The sequence below is a fragment of the Serratia sp. (in: enterobacteria) genome (assembly GCF_046715635.1).
GTDB lineage: Bacteria > Pseudomonadota > Gammaproteobacteria > Enterobacterales > Enterobacteriaceae > Chania.
Window position 1 is genome coordinate 20,088 of the sequence record NZ_JBKJYW010000092.1, and the last position, 17,240, is coordinate 37,327.

Below are 17,240 nucleotides of genomic sequence, written 5' to 3' on the forward strand. Positions count from 1 at the left end.
ATCCCGACGCAAGTCGGGATCTTACCGCCTACCAAGAGAATCCATCCCTATGTCTGAACAACAACAAAAAATGCAGCGGCCACCCGCGGAAGTTCAATATGCCGAACAGCTTGCCCTGTTGGCAGAATTGGATAACCAACCGCGCCCACCGGGCTGGGCACTGAGCCTGAATGCCGCCCGGCGCTTTATTCTGGGTGATGAAAAGTTAGGCATTGAGCGCAAAATTGTCGCTGACGTGGCCTCGATTGAGCGGATGCTGGTCACGCTGGCGACTGGCCGCGGCCTGATGTTGGTCGGTGAGCCGGGCACTGCCAAATCGATGCTGTCTGAACTGCTGGCGACCGCCATCTCTGGCACCTCCAGCCTGACGATCCAGGGTGGGGCATCGATTACCGAAGATCAGATCAAGTATTCATGGAACTACGCCTTGCTGATCAATGAGGGGCCCTCGCTGAAAGCGCTGGTTCCGGCACCGCTTTATCAGGGCATGCGCGACGGCAAAATCGTGCGTTTTGAAGAGATCACTCGTGCGCCGCTGGAAGTGCAGGACTGCCTGCTGGGCATGTTGTCCGATCGGGTAATGACCATCCCCGAGCTGAATGATGACCATAACCTGCTGTATGCGCAGGAAGGGTTCAACATTATCGGCACCGCCAACACCCGTGACCGCGGTGTCAACGAAATGAGTACCGCCCTGAAGCGTCGCTTTGATTTTGAGACCGTGTTTCCAATTATGGATTTCCAACAGGAGCTGGACTTGGTGGCCACGGCCTCTAGCCGTCTGTTGGCAAAGAGCGCCATTCCTCATACCGTTCCCGTTGAAGTGCTAGAACTGCTGGTCACCACCTTCCGCGATCTGCGCGGCGGTGAAAAATCGGCAGGTAAAGGCGGGGGCGACAGCGCTATGGATCGGTTAACCGCCGTGATGTCGACCGCCGAGGCGGTGAACGTGGCCCATGCGGTAGGGGTGCGGGCATGGTTTCTTGAACAGCGCAGCGGGGAGCCCGCCGATCTGGTGGAGTGTATCGCCGGGACGATAGTCAAAGACAATGCGGACGATCGGGCAAAGCTCAGACGCTATTTTGAGCAGAAGGTCGCGAAAAAGCCCGGCAATCACTGGCGAGCCTATTACCAAGCCAGACACCGTTTGCCTTAAAGGCGCTGCGTAATGAATAAATCACCGGAAATCATCGGCATCCGCCACCACAGTCCGGCCTGCGCCCGACTGGTGGCGGCGAGAATTAACGCCCTGAAGCCTCGCTACGTGCTGATAGAAGGGCCGATGGACTTCAACTCCCGGCTCGATGAGCTGTTTTTGCCCCATCAGTTGCCGATGGCAATCTACAGTTATGGCGTACCGCAACAGCCTGGGCAGGGCATGCGCAGAGGTTCCTGGTCACCGTTTGCCGAACATTCCCCTGAGTGGCAGGCGCTGCAACAGGCGCGAGCGATCAAGGCGGAAATACGCTTTATGGATCTGCCAGCCTGGCATGCTGCGTTTGCCGATATTGCCAACCGTTACGCCGATTTGGCGGATGCCGAACAGCAGCAACGGGCAGAGGATTTTGAACAAGCACTGAGCCTGGAACTGGGCATTCAGGGGCGCGATGCGCTTTGGGATCGATTATTCGAAGATCAATGCGATGTGCAGGAGCTGGGACAACGTCTCAGCCACTATTTCGAACGGCTGCGCGGAGAGGTTCCCGGCTCGCAAGGCAATCAGGATCGTGAAACCATGATGGCCCGCTGGATCCGCTGGGCCATGGATCAACGGGACGGTGCCGTTTTAGTGGTGTGTGGCGGCTATCACGCGCCAGCCTTGATGAAGCTGTGGCAAAGCCTTCCCAGTGAAGGGCATGAGCCTGACCAACCCTCTTTAAGCCAATGTTTTGACGATCATCAAGACGGCACTCAATACACCACCGGCTCTTATTTGGTGCCTTACAGCTATAAACGGCTGGATGCGTTTACCGGCTATGCTTCCGGTATGCCGTCACCGGCGTTCCAACAGTGGGTGTGGGAATTTGGCTTGGAGCAGGCCGGGCTATATGCTTTCCAGCGCATACTCGAACGGCTGCGCAAGCTTAACCTACCGGCGTCTACCGCCGACATGGGCGCGGTATATCTACGGGTTCAGGCACTTGCGCGGCTGCGGGGCCACCAGTTGCCACTGCGTAATGACTGGCTGGATGCCATGGCCGGTTCGCTGGTGAAAGAGGCGATGGATGTTCCGCTGCCGTGGACCTATCGCGGGCCTTTACGGCCAGGAACCGAACCCATCCTGGTGCAGATGATGGCGGTATTGGCCGGGGAGTCTCACGGTAAACTGGCGGCCAATACGCCACGCCCACCCTTGTTGATTTCGTTGGAGCTTGAATTAGAGCGGTTGGCGATAACCCTTCCCTCAGAGGTCAAACTCAACCTGCTTAAACCAGCGGATCGCCAGCGCAGCAGAGCCTTACATCAGTTAGCGATATTGGCGATCCCGGGCATCCACTGCCTGAAGGGCGTTGGGCAGGCGATGTCGGGCGAAATGAGCGAGCACTGGCAGCTTCGAACCCCTCTTGAGCAGCTTGCTGCGCTGATTGAAGCGGCTTCCTATGGCGCTACGTTGGCCGATGCAGCATTGGCCAAACTGGAAGAAGCCTTGCTGGAGCTGCACGGTAGCCAGGGAGTCGTGGTAGCGCTGGTTAACTTACTGAATCAGGCGGCGTTGGCCGGGCTGGCGGATTTCAGCAGCCGGGTAGTCGAACAACTCACTGAAGCAGTGGGGCAGGAAGGGAGCTTTGAAGACCTGGGCTTGGCGCTGGAAGCGGCCCACACGCTCTATCGGCACGGTGAAAGCGTGGGTATGCAAGGATCGCCGATCTTGTTGACGGTGATCCAGATAACCTTCGACCGTGCGCTATGGCTATGTGAAAGCTATGGCAGCGTGAATCCCGCCGACAGCCATCGGCACATTGCGGCATTTCAGGCGATCCGCTTGGTGACGCGTGATCTGCTCGCGCTGCCTGATGCCGACCGCAATACGTTATTTCCCGCGCTGGAAGCCGATCGCGCGCTCACCGTTTGGCAAAGAAAAGCCTTGTCTACCGATGCCGATCCGCTAAGCCGTGGTGCGGCACTGGGCGCATTACTCAGCCTGAACGACACCCAGCCTGATACCGCATCGCTGATGACACAGCCGCTAGCGCTGCTGGCTACCCTGGCAGCCAATAAAATGGGCGATGCGCTCAGCGGATTGATTGCGTTGGCGCGCCACCAGTTGACCCAGGATTTAACCTTTGTTGACGGGCTGAACCAGTTGGTTACCGCACTGGACGACGAAGACTTCCTGCTCGCCTTGCCCGCGATGCGTGGCGCGTTTGCATGGTTGCCTCCAAGGGAACGCGGTGAGTTTGCCCGCCAGATACTGGAGCTGCATCAGGCGGGCCATTTACCGGTTTCGTCGTTAAATCGCGAAATGACTGCCGCAGCACCTCAGGAGATTGCCGCTATGCAGCAGGCAGAAAAGCGGGCACTGGCAATCCTTGGCCAATGGGGGCTGATATAATGGCGCATCCACTATCACCAGAGTTACAGCGCTGGCGCTTGCTGTTAGGCGAAGCCGCTGAAGCCTCGTTGGGTGAATTAGACGATCGCTATCGCTCCGTCGATAGCGCCCTGGAATGGCTGTATGGCCGGGATCCGGAGCGTTTAGCCCGTGGTGAACGCGGAGCCAGCCTGGGTAAATCCAACCTGACCACGCCAGAGTGGATTAATGAAATTCACCAGTTGTTCCCAAAAGAGGTGATCGAACGGCTGGAAGTGGATGCGGTTGAGCGCTACGGCATTGACGATGTAGTCACCAATTTTGAAGTGCTGGAACGCATTGAACCCTCGGAAGCGTTACTGAAAGCGGTGTTACATACCAAACATTTGATGAACCCGCAGGTGTTGGCCGCCGCACGTCGGTTGGTGGCGGAAGTGGTTCGGCGGATCATGGAACGCCTGGCGCGTGACGTGCGTCAGTCATTTTCCGGCAGCCGTGACCGGCGCCGCCCCTCGCAGGTCAAGGTGGCGCGTAACTTTGATTTTAAACGCACCGTTGCCGATAACCTGCACCGCTGGAGCCCGCAGTACGGCAAGCTGTTTATCGAAACCCCGGCGTTTATGAGCCGGGTTAAACGCCATAGTGAACGTTGGGACATCATCCTGCTGGTCGACCAGAGTGGCTCGATGGTGGATTCGGTGATCCATGCTGCAGTGATGGCGGCCTGCCTGTGGAATTTACCAGGCATGCAAACCCGGCTGGTCGCCTTTGATACCGCCGTGGTGGACTTGACCGCAGACGTCAGCGATCCGGTTGAGCTGCTGATGAAGGTGCAGCTAGGTGGCGGCACCGATATCGCCAAGGCGGTGGGCTATGCCCAGTCCTGCATCACCAATCCCCAGCGTACGATCGTGGTGGTGCTGAGCGATTTCTTTGAGGGCGGCAGCGAAGGCGAACTGGTCCGGCGGGTGCGTACCTGCGTTCAGGCCGGGGCCAAAGTGCTAGGGCTGGCGGCGTTGGATCATCAGGCCAACCCACAATACGATCGAGATATGGCTAACCGACTGGTCGCGGTCGGCGCGCAGATTGGTGCCATGACGCCCGGCGAACTGGCGGCCTGGCTGGCTGAAAAGGTACAAGGATGACTCAACGTTCCGATTTACTCGAACTCACGCCGGAAGCGCTGATGGCGTTAAGCAACGCGGGCTTCGTCAAGCGCGCGCAGAAAGAGGTCGCCGAAGGAAAGCTGCCTGAGGTGACAGAGCGTGATGACGGCTGTGTTGAGGCCAAATTCAGCGACGGCAACCAAGTCACTTTTCCGCCAGGCAAAACCTTGCGGGATGCGACCTGTAGCTGCCCGGCCAGCAGCATGTGCCGCCATCGGGTTACGCTGGTGTTGGCCTATCAGGCGTTACATGCCACTGGGGAGACTCCGGCAACTGAAGATACTCAGCCGCAAGAACCAGCACCGGGCTGGTCACCGGCCAGATTTAGCCAGCAGCTTGGGGATGTGCCGCTCTCGGTCATTAGCCGGGCTAAAAAGCTGATCCAGGGCAGAGTCGTGGTGCAATTGAGTAAAGGCAGCGGGGCGCAAGCCACTCCGTCAGCGCGTTTACCGATGTGTGACGTGCGGTTTTTCTCCCGCAGCAGCCTGGCCCATGCACGCTGTGACTGTATTCAGGAGACGATTTGCGAACATATTGTCATGGCGGTCTGGGGTTTTGAGCAGGCCGAACTCAGCCAGCCGGACTTCGAGCAGTTAACGCTGCAAATCCGCTTGCCCGACGGCGAACAGGTGCTGACAAATGCTTTATTCGACCAGCCAGAGGCGGTGTTATTACAAACTTCATTGGATAAATTGCTGCTCAAGCTGTGGTCAGACGGCAGCAGCCAGCCGGATACGGCCATCAAACCGCTGATGGCAGAAGTGAGTCGCCATGCCCAGCAGCTTCAGTGGCGCTGGGTTAGCGAAAGCCTGGCGGATATTCAGCAAGGGATGGCCGATCAACATAATCGTTCAAGCCGCTATCATCCGGTCGAGTTCTTGCAGCGCATCACTGGGCTTTCTGCCCGGTTAGTGGCGGCCAGATGCATGGACCAACAGGCGCAGCAGCAAACCTTACCACGCCTTCCGGCGGCAGAAATTCTTGGTCTGGGGGTTAAAGGTGAGATCCAGCTGGAACATCTGAAGCTGGTTTCACTCGGCGCGCGTTATTGGGCCGACGAGCAGCAGGAAGGGGTGGATCTGATCTACACCGACCCTGACTCCCAGGCGCTGATGGTGATTGAACGCCAGTGGCCTAAAAATAGTGATCCACAAGGCGTGGCGACGCCGATCGGCAGCCGCAGGATTGCCGGCCACCCGGTAAAAAAACTGGCTGCCTGCCAGGTGATCACCAATGCCGCCAAGCGCCGGGCAAACGGGGCGTTAGACATTGCCAGCGGTAAGCAATATACCAGCGTATTGCCGCTCTCTTCCCGTGCGTGGGAGCTATTGGGGGAACCGCTCAGGCAGCCTGATGCCGCAGCGCTGAAACGTCATCTCCAGCAGGCATTGCCGGATTTTGTGCGCCCCAGACAGCCGATCGAACAGTTGCATATCATACCGGTTAGCGAGGTGCTTGACTGGTGCTGGGACCCGGCCTTGCAGTGCCTGCAGATTGAGCTCTTAAGCGGAGGGGATCGTGATGAACATTTGGTGACGGTGTCACTAAATTATGAGGGTGCAGCGCCTCAGGCTATCGAGGTCTTGGCCAGGGCAATGCTCACGCCAGCCACGCCGCCACGGTTGATTTCAGGCAGGGTGAAGATCGAATCCGGCAAGCTGTTTATCGAGCCATTGGCCGTAGCCAGTGACACCCAGATATTCTCGCTGTGTGCCGATGAGGCTGAGCCTTTCCCGATGGAGCGCCAGGCCGATCTGCAACAGCGCTCAGGCATGCAGCAAGCATTGGCGGAAACCGAAACGTTGCTGGCTCAGTGGTTACAGCAGGGGATCCGGCATCAAGGAGGGCGTGGGATTGAGCGGGTGGAAATCCTGGCCGAGGCGCTAAAGGGCTATGGCCTGGTGCAACTGTCGGCAGGGTTAAATGAGTTACCCGAGCGCATTCGCTCCAACAACCACACGGAATTAGTCCACCGGTTGATGATGCTTTATCAAACGCTGCGCCTGGTGAAAGACCGGGAGATTCATTGAAAAGCATAGCCAACGTGTTGGCTATGCAGATCGGGTACCAGGCAGGTCTACTCATCTCAGCCCCTTCAAATGCCCTTTACAGGGCATCTAAAGACGCTGACTATTAGTTTTCAGCCTACTGAAACTTAAATGTGAAGTGGCAGTCCGATTGCCTCACACGTCAATGTGCAAACAAGGCAATCAGGATGATAATAGGGATTGGAACCCCAAGGAAGAACAGCAATAGTGAACGCATTATGATTCTCCAGTAAGTTGCAAAATGAAAGGTTATAAATCGCGTTGACGACCACCAAAAGTCGCACACAGACTGGCTACGAAAGCCCCTGTCAACAGTGAAATAAACGTCCAGAGCGTGACATAGCTTGCCGTTTTCCTGGCGGTATCAGTCGCTTTCACGGCTGCAATTTTTGTGTCATTCAGCTTCGTCTGAACTTTTGTATAAATATTTTGAACCCGCTGCTCAGCCTCGTTTTGACTGATACCCGTATGTTGTGAGACTAACTGTGCAACATAATGCAGATCATCGGGGATAATGAACCTGAGCCAATACTAGTGGCAAAAATACCTGTCACCTCAGCCAGCTGAGCAGGAGAAACAGCCTGGTTCTGCGGCACTGATTCATGCGATACGGTGTTATTCGTTGCTATTGCACCTGAGGAGGATGAATTATTTGAAACGGAAGAATTGCTACCGATCCGAAACAGGGAATTAACGAAATATCCCATTGGAGAACCTGACATTGTTGAAGTGTCGTGAGACCCCGTCAACACACCATTAAGAGATGTACTCGCCGCACTTGCGGCCATTGAACCAACAACCTTTGCACTGCCGCCAACTATTGCTCCGATGGCAGAAGTTAACAGCACGGCTGATAACAGTGAAGCTACGGCCCAAGCAAGAAAACCGTGCGCGGTATCCCGAAAGTAGATTTCATGGCTATGTGTCCTCACCCATTTGGTACGAAGTCGTCCAGCCAAATATCCCCCCCATTCCTGACGCCGCTATTTGTGTAAACATCAGCCACGCTATCGTCGCGACACCTATGGTTTCAGCGCTTAGTCCGTGATTCCCCCATGGTGAAACTGAAGACAACCCCAACCCCGTACCAAGCATCAACAAAATCATTGCCAACGCAGCAGCAGCTGCTGCACCCGCAAAAATTGCTCCCCATGATACTGCGCTATCGTTATGTTGAATGGGCAAAATTGCGTGTGTGTCGGTGTACTGATTCTGGACTGTGGATTGCTCTGAAGGATCGTGAATATGATTCATTGATAGCGTCCTGATAAAAATAAAAGTTGGCCCCATTGCAGACAGGCTATCCTGCGCTAGGAAGATTGAAATAACTTTAAATGAGCATCAACAATAAGTTAATCATGGAAAAGAAATTTATCTAACCAAGTAGTCACCATGAAAACGAGGCTTTGACGGGGGAATACTTGCCAGACCAGAGGGTACCATAGCACCGCGATTAACTGCCGCAGTTCGTTATGCTACCCATTGCCAATTAAACTCAGGCTTAATTCGGCAACCCCGTGATTAACTATAGTAGTTAATCACGAAGGTAACTCTAAAATAAGTATTAATAGGGATATGAAGATGTCGATAGCAAAAAAAACTCTTCTAAAACACAGGCATTGACCATAATCTCATCATCACAGGTAACAAGATAAAATTCCGGGCCAGCCATATAGATGCTGGAGCGTGAGACGTAGGGTCGCGCCGAGTTCATGGTTAGCAACGGGGGGAGACCTGCCGGTTACCTGGACAGGCCCCTCCTTAGATCCGGACTTGCGTAACTATCGCATCCGTTGCAGATGGCCCTGTGGCGACGAAAATGCCCACAGAATGTCATGTGGACCGCTCGAACCAGTATTGTTCGGGGGATTATCACACATCGCTGAAGCGGAATCTCAGGGCACTGACATAAATGTAAGTAATTATTTATAAAAATAACCAACCAAATCAAACTGCACTCGTTGCACTGGTGTTGTTCTTGCTACCAAAGTGGACTTTCAAAAATACCATCCGCTGATTAAATTGACACTCTCACACACATTAATTGAAATCATGACTATACTTATAGGCTGAACCTAGAATTATCTTATTGCTGTGTGTGTAGGCTAGGGATATTTGTTATCAACATCGCGCCCTTTGTTAAGTGTTAGGGGTTTAACTTGTTGTTTAAATATTGCTAATTACCCACCTAATGAAGACGAAGGCATGCAGTCTTTAATCTTTGCTCACAAGCCTATTTTTTGCTGACTTATTTTTAAACGATAGCCTATAGGCGGTAAATCATCTCGAAATAGTGCTGGCACCGATGAATCATTCTGTCCGTACTTACTCTTGCCGGTGTTGTGCGATATTTGTTTTATAATTCACCGAAATAGGAACATGATAAAGCTAAATTAAGTCATGTGGCCCATGCTCAGCCCAATATTACCTGAGATGAATTTGTCATTACGGCGGTTTACCAGGGGGCTTAATCAAACTGAGGAAAAATCATGGCATTTGAAGAGAACTATCTATCCTGGGTAAGGGACGCCCATGCAATGGAAATACAAGCAGAAACCATGCTGGAAAAAATGGTTGACCGGCTTGAACACTACCCGGCTTTAATTGCTCGTCTCCAACTGCATCTACAGGAAACGCGCCAACAACAGGCGCTACTGCAGTCCGTAATTGACCGGCTTAACACCTCAAACTCCACGTTCAAAGATGCGCTGGGGAAGATGGCCGCCATCAGCCAGGCGATGGGTGGCATGTTTGCCGACGATGAGGTGGTAAAAGGGGCCATTTGCGGATACGCCTTCGAGAGTTTCGAGATTGCCTGTTACACCTCGCTTATCGCTGCGGCAGACGTGGTGGGAGACAGTGAAGGTGCCCGTGTTTTCGAGCAGATCCGGGAACAGGAAATCGCAATGGCCGAATGGTCACTGATTAACCTGCCAGAGCTTACTGAGCAGTTCCTGATGCGAGACGCAACGCCCGGTGTAGAGGCTAAAAAGTAATTATTGCTTTCAATCCCTTGTAATTTATCTATTGGAGTGAGTTATGTTCAGACACGTAAAACAATTACAGTACACAGTAAGGGTTGCCGAGCCAAATCCTGGTCTTGCCAATCTTTTGCTGGAACAGTTTGGCGGCCCTCAGGGTGAACTGGCTGCCGCCTGCCGCTACTTCACCCAGGCTATTGGGGACGAAGATCCGGGGCGTAAGGACATGCTGATGGATATCGCCACTGAGGAATTGAGCCATCTGGAAATCATTGGTTCGCTTGTTGGCATGCTGAATAAGGGCGCGAAAGGTGAATTGGCTGAAGGCACCGAAGAAGAAGGAGATCTGTACCGCTCTATCAGCGGCCAGGGTAACGATAGCCACCTGACCTCCATACTCTACGGTGGTGGACCTGCGCTGACTAACTCTGCAGGAGTGCCCTGGACTGCGGCCTATGTTGACACCATTGGTGAAGTCACCGCGGATTTACGCTCGAATATCGCCGCAGAAGCTCGCGCCAAAATACTCTATGAGCGCCTGATTAACGTCACGGACGATCCAGGCGTGAAGGAAGCGCTTGGTTTTCTGATGACGCGTGAGGTCGCGCATCAAATCTCGTTTGAAAAAGCACTTTACTCGATCCGCAATAACTTCCCTCCGGGCAAATTACCGCCGATCGAACAGTATGCCAGCGTGTATTACAACCTGTCCGAAGGGGATGATATTCGCGGAAGCTGGAATTCCGATGAGAACTTTACCTATGTGGCGAACCCCGAACCTGCCGTTGATGGCGGTGATGGTTCCGCCAGCGTGGAACTCTCGGCACAGCAGCAAAGCTATTTGGATATGCTGGCAGAACGTACGGCTTCCGACCCTGCAGTTAACCCGGTCACCGGCACGGATATTGGAGCTGTTTCACCGATTGAAAAAGAAGTTGCCCCAACGAAAAGCATTGCAAAAACCCGGAAGAAATAGCTCTGCGGAGACAGCGACTTGAAGATTTTCAACCCTTTTTGACAGGGTGGCTTCGAAGGTGTCGATCATATTACGCGATTGGGTGACGCTGTCTCAACGAACGAGGCTACCTAAGAAATGTTCATTTCCTAGCATCAACGTAAAATATCAACAGGAGTATCACTATGTCGATTAAGACTTTGAACGATCTGTTTATCCATGCACTTTCCGATGTGTATAACGCCGAAAAACAACTGACTAAAGCATTAGCCAAATTAGCTCGAGCTGCCGATCAGGAAGATCTGGTTAATGCTTTCAAGACTCACCTTGATGAAACACTGGGGCAGATTGAGAGACTGGATAAACTGGTCGAAAGCACCCCGGACGTGCGGATAAAACGTATTAAATGCCTAGCTATGGAAGGTTTGGTCAAGGAAGGACAGGAAATGATCGACGGTATTGACGCCGGACCAGTACGAGATGCGGGGTTAATTGCTGCCGCGCAAAAGGTTGAGCATTACGAAATCGCCACCTATGGCACTCTATGTGCCCTGGCCGAAAAGTTAGATTACACACTAGCCAGGCAGCTGTTAGGTCAAACGCTTGACGAGGAAAAGAATGCGGATAAAAAACTTACACTGATTGCGGAGAAAAAAATTAACAAGCACATCGCCTGATTAATTACCCTAGGCGCTTATGGCCGGTTTAAATCGGCCTCTTTGAAATTTCCTTACGGTCAGAAGGGCGCTAAATGGAACGAAATCACCCGTTAAGCTTAAAACGCTTAACGTGGGATAGCTTCCGAATTCCAAGCGGACACCAGATATTTATCGGGCAATAAACATGGCACGCTTTACCGTGTGAAATATTAAAAAATATAACCCAATCCTCAAAGCGATTATTTTCATTGTGAGATTCATCTGGGTTAATAAACGCTTAAGTATTAATCGATTTCATCATCACTTGATTTATTGATTTGACAGCGCGACGACAGTTCGCTTAAGCTTGCCCCACTCATTTGGGGAGTAGCCTTCCTTCATCATGAAGGAGGATGTGTCAACATACTCAGCAAGTTGCTGTGGCACATCCGTCGATCAGATTGGCGAGACCATAGGGGTAATATTTCTTTTGGATTGGACGAGGAATATTACACCATGGTTTGCTACGTCCAGTCGGTATTTCCATCATGACCCTTGTTTCTGCTTTACTCTCACATCACCTCACCCAAAAGCCTGGCGAATTGAGGGCGAAAGGATGACGCTGTCATTTTTCCAGCTCGCAATATCTTTAGTCATCATCTTGATTGCCTCGGAAATTTTCACCAACGCCCTTGAACACCTTGGCGAAAGGTTGAAGATCTCAGAAGGGGTAACCGGTTCGCTTTTTGCCGCCATTGGTACCGCCTTACCTGAAACCATGGTGCCCATTTTGGCCCTGGTTGCCGGCACGTCGGCGGCTAATGTTAACGAAGAGATTGGCGTGGGGGCAATATTGGGCGCGCCACTGATGCTGTCTACGCTATCGGTCTTTTTGATGGCGCTGGCCGTGGTGAGACGGCGGGGTATTAACGGGTCAATCACCCCAGAGCCTACGGGGTTTATACGGGATACGCATTTCTTCCTGCTGGCTTTTGTATTAGCCGCGATCGCCTTGTTCATTCCCGTGGAGATGAAAATCGCCAGAATGGGCGTCAGCGTTTTGTTGGTCTTGCTTTACGTCACCTATATTGTAAAAACCTTACACGCTTCGAAAAAGTTAGTGGCGGAGGGGAATGGAACCGCAGCAGATAATGTGATGTTTTTATCCCGCGTAGGATTACCCACCACGCTATTTACCATCATTATGCAAACGTTAATCGGCTTAGCCGTATTGGTGGCAGGGGCTTTAGGCTTTATAGATGGTGTTGCCGCAGTCTCGGAAAAGCTTGGCATCTCGGTGTTGCTGCTATCGTTGATTATCATTCCTATTGCTACCGAGTTGCCAGAAAAAGTGAACGGTATCCTGTGGATACGCAAAGGGAAGGATACTCTGGCATTAGGCAATATTACCGGCGCAATGGTTTTTCAAGGCACGATATTACCCGCCATCGGTATATTGTTGACGCCATGGCAACCCCGGCATGAAGTGTTGATCGGGGTGTTTATTACGCTTTCATCGGCATTTTGGCTGTGGATCAACGCCAGAAACAAAAATCTGAAAGTGTGGATGCTATTTATTAATGGGGCTTTCTATTTTGCTTATATTATCGCCTCAATCTCATTTAGCCGTTAATTACCCCTCCTGAAAGGCTACTGCAGCGGCCCGCTAACGTTGACGTTGGAGCCGCTGCGGTCAGCGTGACCCAGCCCCACTTTGCGCCGTAAAAAATACTTGACCTTCCAAACGTGACAAGCCGGATAAAGGCAGCCTGCCAAACCTACTGCGACATTTACGCTCAAACGAATCCCGATCATCACTGTAGCAACCGGTCCTAGCCACCAAAAGCGAAACGTGAATTATGGCTCTGACGTTATTGTTTCGCTGATACGGGAGTCCCCCCTGCCAGATGTGTCTGATAGATGCTCCCTGGCAAACGGACAATTTCGCATTTAGGTCATTGCATTTATTCTATCGCACATAGGTTATGTCATTCATCGTGTGGCGTCACGTTTTGATTATTGCTTCAGGGTGTACCCTTATGCGATAACCATTTTTGTTAAAAATACCGCATGGAATAATTTACGAGGAAAAACTATATGCCACGAAGGCAGATTCTTTCTCTGTCTGAAAGAGAATCATTACTGTCATTAGAGGGCCAATGATGTGCATGCATTCAATTCCCTGACAGGTAAGATTTAGCGCTGATCTGTCTCTATTTATATTCGTAACACTTAAAACTAAAGTGACTGTTTATCAAGGACAGATCAGGCTAAGTATATTTTTTAACTTAAAAAATCAAAGAGTTACAAAAAAATATTAGCTAGAGCGATACCTAAAATAATAGATACACCGCTTTGAATAAGTCCCGGAATCATAAAGGAGTGATTAAGAATAAACCTGCCTATTCGCGTAGTTCCCGTTTGGTCAAAAGCAATTGCCGCAACCAAATTGCCGTAAGTGGGTAGGAAATAATGCGTATTCGGGGCATTGTATAAACCGATCAGGAAAACGGGGGGAATGCCAAGCGTGAGCCCCAGCGGCATAACGGTTCGAATCGTCGCAGCCTGAGAAAACAGCACAACACTGGTAAAGAATAATACGAAGGCAAAGCTCCAAGGATAAGCTGTGGCATAATACCCTATCGTGTCAAGCAACAGTGTTTTGTGTTCACCAATGAAGGTATCACCGAGCCAGGCTAAACCAAATATGCTGATTAATGCTGTCAGACCTGCACGAATGGTCGGTGTTTTAACAACCTCCTCGATTTTCGGACGACAAAAAATATAAATGATGGCAGCCAAAGTCATCATAAAGATTTGAAGCGTAGTGCTCATCGAGAGTGTGGTATCAGAACCTGGGACAGAACGCAGAACCGGGAAGAGTCCGCATAGGATAACCCAAACTACGCCTAGCGAGAAGATCAGAGCTGCACGACGTCCCGCTGCAGGAATAGGAGTTTCATTGTTAAGTTCAACCTGGTGAATTTCCCCACGTTTAAGTTTATCAAGATAAACTGGATCATCTTTAAGATCTTTACCCACATAAAGTGAATAAACACATGAAAGAATCACGCCGATAAAGGAGGAAGGGACTGTCACAATTAAAATGTCAACCAAGGAATAACCATGAGGCGCCATGATTGCGAGCATAGCGGCTGTTGCTGCTGACACAGGTGATGCCGTAATGCCAGCCATAGATGAAACCGTCGCTGCGGCCAAGGGGCGCTCAGGGCGAATTTTATTTGAAACGGAAACTTCATAAATGACTGGTAGGAGCGGGTACATGGTATGACTGGTACCGGTCAGCACAGTGAAAAACCATGTAAGCGTTGGCGCAATGAATGTGATATGTTTAGGATTCGCCCGAACAATACGAGAGCCTATACGCACCAGATAATCGACTCCGCCGCATGCATCCATCATAGATGCTGCCGTCACAACAGCAAGGATAATAAGAAGTACATCAATTGGTGGGGAAGCCGGCACTAGGCCACAAAAGAACACTAGAACGAAAAGTCCGACAAAGCCCCAAATGCCAAGACCAACACCAGATGTTCTTGCACCAAGGACGATAACAGCGATTACAATAATCGATTGTATAAGAATATCCATGATAAAACCCCTGATTAATTGCGTTCATTTTTACCTGTGCAAAATTGCCCGATTTGAATACCAGTTAAAACCTGATCTAGCATAACCACATTGCCCCGAACAATGGTTGCGGTAGGAATACCCTTGAGTTTGAAGCCATGAAACGGAGAAACCTTACTCACGCTTTGGAACTGAGAAATATCAACGACCTTCTCACTATTAAAGTCCATGATTGTGATATCAGCGTCAGCGCCAACACGTAAAAAACCTTTTCGTTCTTGGATACCAAAAATTTTGGCAGGCGCCTCAGAGAGGAGTGTCGCCATTTCATTCATGGTGATTCGTTTTTCATTAACTGCTGTCGCCATTAAGGGGACTAGCGTTTCAATACCGCATATGCCTGAGGGAACATCGAAAATATTGCCCTTCATTTCTTCTGGTGTATGCGGAGCATGGTCGGTGGCGACATAAGACAAAGCGCCTGTACGAAGTCCATCCCAAAGTGCATCCTGATCCGCCTGTGTGCGAACGGGTGGGATCTGCGAACCGAGGATATCTCCATTTTTATCAGTAAAATACAGAAAATGAGGGGCAGTTTCCCCTGTAATACTTATGTTGTTTCGGTGAGCCTCATCAAGGAGCTTGACAGTACCTTTTGAGGTAACGTGCATGATGTGTACAGGAGTCTTGGTCAATGTCGAAAAAAGAATGGCTGTATTAACAATTGTTTCTTCTGTTAGAGGCGGTCTACTTGCCAGAAATGCCGCATAATCGTTTTTATAGTCGGACATACACTCGCGAATTTGCGACGTTAATCTTGCAATGACATGAACATTTTCTGCATGAATCCCCAGAACTTTTCCCGTTTGAGCCACTGTTTTAAAAATATCAAGAACCTCCCCATCATTCAGCGGAGGAATCAAATTAGGGTCCCCTGGGGTATAACTGTATGCGAGGCCATAAGTATCCCTTTTGAGAGCATAACCCCAGAAAAACTTAAAACCAATGGCTCCCGCTTCTGAGAGAGCCATGATGTCCTTGTTATTCACATCCCCCAAACAAAGTGCCCACAGCGCATAATCGACAAATGCCTTTGACTCGAGATGTTCTTTTTGACGTTGAAAATTTTCTACATTAAAAATGGAAGGCACCACGTTTGGCATTTCCATCATCAATGTTACTCCGCCCATTGCCGCAGCACGGCTTGAATGCCAGAACGTTTCTTTATGTTCGGCGCCAGGATCGCGACTATGCGTATGCGCATCGAAAAATCCAGCAAAAACATGTTTACCAGAAGCGTCTATCGTATTTGTTGAATTTCCATCAAGAGGAATGTTGGAAATTGCTGCAATTTTCCCATCTCTGACATAAATGTTAGCGGGGAATGTTTCGCTGCCTGTTACAGCCGTTCCATTTTTAATAATTAAATCCCACATAGCTGTTTTCCCTTTCTAGAAAAATTGTGAAATTAGGCTTGTGAAAACCCCAAAAAAAGAGGAAAGCAAACCAGTAATTGATTACCCTCAAAATGACTATAAGTCCGTCATACGTATAAATCAGCAATCCATAGCTTAGGCTTCTAGTTATCATTAATCCTTCTAATGGTTTCTACGGGCTACGTTTTACAGCAAACGCTTATTTTAAACATGGCTAAAACGTATTTGACTATGTCAGTCAGATGCATTTACCTAAGGGAAGGGGTTTGAGGGCCAATGATGTGAAAAACCACGCTAAGGAAATAATTCATTGTTTATATTGAGATTTAACGGCCTTAATTCCCCATTCATAATATCATCCGGTAGGGTGAAGGTATAATGTCCCAGCATGTTGATATGACCGTGCATCAGAGGAGAAAGCCGCGCGATATGTTCATCCTCTGGCCCTTCCCCGGTGCTGCGCAGGTGCGACAAGGCTTCCTGCATATAAAACGTATTCCACAGCACCACTGCGTTTGTCACCAGACCCAGCGCACCCAACTGATCTTCCTGCCCCTCGCGGTAACGTTTTCTGATCTCACCACGCTGACCGTAGCAGATGGCTCCTGCCACGGCATGGCGACCTTCGCCCCGGTTCAGCTGTGTTAGGATCCGGCGGCGATAGTCCTCATCATCAATATTTTAGTCCCGTTTGTTGCTCAAGTAGCCCTTCCAGCACAAATATGGAATCCCGCAGCATTCCAGGGATTACTATGCCATGAAAACCCGAATATTGGTCAGAGACAAAGTTGTACCAGGTGATGCCGCGCCCTGAACCAAAGTATTTTCTGTTGGGGCCAGAATTCACCGTTTTCACTGGTGTGACAAAACGCATACCATCAGCGGAGGCTACC

11 protein-coding genes, 1 pseudogene and 1 riboswitch are annotated in these 17,240 nt (G+C 50.7%); of the genes and pseudogenes, 8 read left to right on the plus strand and 4 right to left on the minus strand.

What is annotated here, in order from left to right:
- Positions 1 to 49 precede the first annotated feature (49 nt).
- Genes ACLQ7H_RS04455 through ACLQ7H_RS04470 form a run of 4 tightly spaced genes read left to right on the plus strand, consistent with a single transcriptional unit; the run spans position 50 to position 6,728 of the window.
- Positions 50 to 1,156 carry an ATP-binding protein gene (locus tag ACLQ7H_RS04455; protein ID WP_411751625.1) on the plus strand — a complete coding sequence of 369 codons (1,107 nt, stop codon included), beginning with the start codon at positions 50 to 52 and terminating at the stop codon, positions 1,154 to 1,156.
- Positions 1,157 to 1,168: 12 nt separating this feature from the next.
- On the plus strand, positions 1,169 to 3,553 hold the full coding sequence (locus tag ACLQ7H_RS04460) for a DUF5682 family protein (protein WP_411751626.1): 2,385 nt from the start codon (positions 1,169 to 1,171) through the stop codon (positions 3,551 to 3,553).
- Positions 3,553 to 4,677 carry a VWA domain-containing protein gene (locus ACLQ7H_RS04465; protein ID WP_411751627.1) on the plus strand — a complete coding sequence of 375 codons (1,125 nt, stop codon included), beginning with the start codon at positions 3,553 to 3,555 and terminating at the stop codon, positions 4,675 to 4,677. The genes ACLQ7H_RS04460 and ACLQ7H_RS04465 overlap by 1 nt, the downstream gene beginning before the upstream one ends.
- Positions 4,674 to 6,728 carry an SWIM zinc finger family protein gene (locus ACLQ7H_RS04470; protein WP_411751628.1) on the plus strand — a complete coding sequence of 685 codons (2,055 nt, stop codon included), beginning with the start codon at positions 4,674 to 4,676 and terminating at the stop codon, positions 6,726 to 6,728. Before ACLQ7H_RS04465 ends, ACLQ7H_RS04470 begins: the two co-directional genes overlap by 4 nt.
- A gap of 936 nt (positions 6,729 to 7,664) precedes the next feature.
- On the opposite strand, the gene ACLQ7H_RS04475 is transcribed toward ACLQ7H_RS04470, so the two are convergent.
- Positions 7,665 to 8,000 carry a hypothetical protein gene (locus ACLQ7H_RS04475; RefSeq protein ID WP_411751629.1) on the minus strand — a complete coding sequence of 112 codons (336 nt, stop codon included), beginning with the start codon at positions 7,998 to 8,000 and terminating at the stop codon, positions 7,665 to 7,667.
- A 1,235-nt stretch (positions 8,001 to 9,235) separates the two neighbouring features.
- Between ACLQ7H_RS04475 and ACLQ7H_RS04480 the strand changes: the two genes are divergently transcribed.
- From ACLQ7H_RS04480 to ACLQ7H_RS04495, 4 genes are all read left to right on the plus strand, one after another.
- Complete coding sequence (locus tag ACLQ7H_RS04480; RefSeq protein WP_411751630.1) at positions 9,236 to 9,742, plus strand: ferritin-like domain-containing protein; 507 nt, start codon at positions 9,236 to 9,238, stop codon at positions 9,740 to 9,742.
- A 43-nt stretch (positions 9,743 to 9,785) separates the two neighbouring features.
- The gene (locus ACLQ7H_RS04485; RefSeq protein ID WP_411751631.1) at positions 9,786 to 10,703 is read left to right on the plus strand and encodes a manganese catalase family protein; all 918 of its coding nucleotides are present in this window, start codon (positions 9,786 to 9,788) and stop codon (positions 10,701 to 10,703) included.
- A 164-nt stretch (positions 10,704 to 10,867) separates the two neighbouring features.
- Entirely contained in the window at positions 10,868 to 11,359 is a 492-nt protein-coding gene (locus tag ACLQ7H_RS04490; RefSeq protein ID WP_411751632.1) for a ferritin-like domain-containing protein, read from the plus strand.
- 330 nt (positions 11,360 to 11,689) lie between these two features.
- Positions 11,690 to 11,786, plus strand: a riboswitch (yybP-ykoY riboswitch).
- 24 nt (positions 11,787 to 11,810) lie between these two features.
- Complete coding sequence (locus tag ACLQ7H_RS04495) at positions 11,811 to 12,953, plus strand: sodium:calcium antiporter (RefSeq protein WP_411751633.1); 1,143 nt, start codon at positions 11,811 to 11,813, stop codon at positions 12,951 to 12,953.
- Positions 12,954 to 13,624: 671 nt separating this feature from the next.
- On the opposite strand, the gene ACLQ7H_RS04500 is transcribed toward ACLQ7H_RS04495, so the two are convergent.
- The 3 genes and pseudogenes from ACLQ7H_RS04500 to ACLQ7H_RS04510 form a co-directional block, all read right to left on the minus strand.
- A complete protein-coding gene (locus tag ACLQ7H_RS04500) occupies positions 13,625 to 14,932 on the minus strand; it encodes an anaerobic C4-dicarboxylate transporter family protein (protein ID WP_411751634.1) in 1,308 nt (435 codons plus the stop codon).
- 14 nt (positions 14,933 to 14,946) lie between these two features.
- Complete coding sequence (locus tag ACLQ7H_RS04505; protein ID WP_411751635.1) at positions 14,947 to 16,347, minus strand: dihydroorotase; 1,401 nt, start codon at positions 16,345 to 16,347, stop codon at positions 14,947 to 14,949.
- Between the two features lie 294 nt (positions 16,348 to 16,641).
- Positions 16,642 to 17,240: pseudogene (locus ACLQ7H_RS04510) on the minus strand (Tn3 family transposase); the annotation flags it as partial.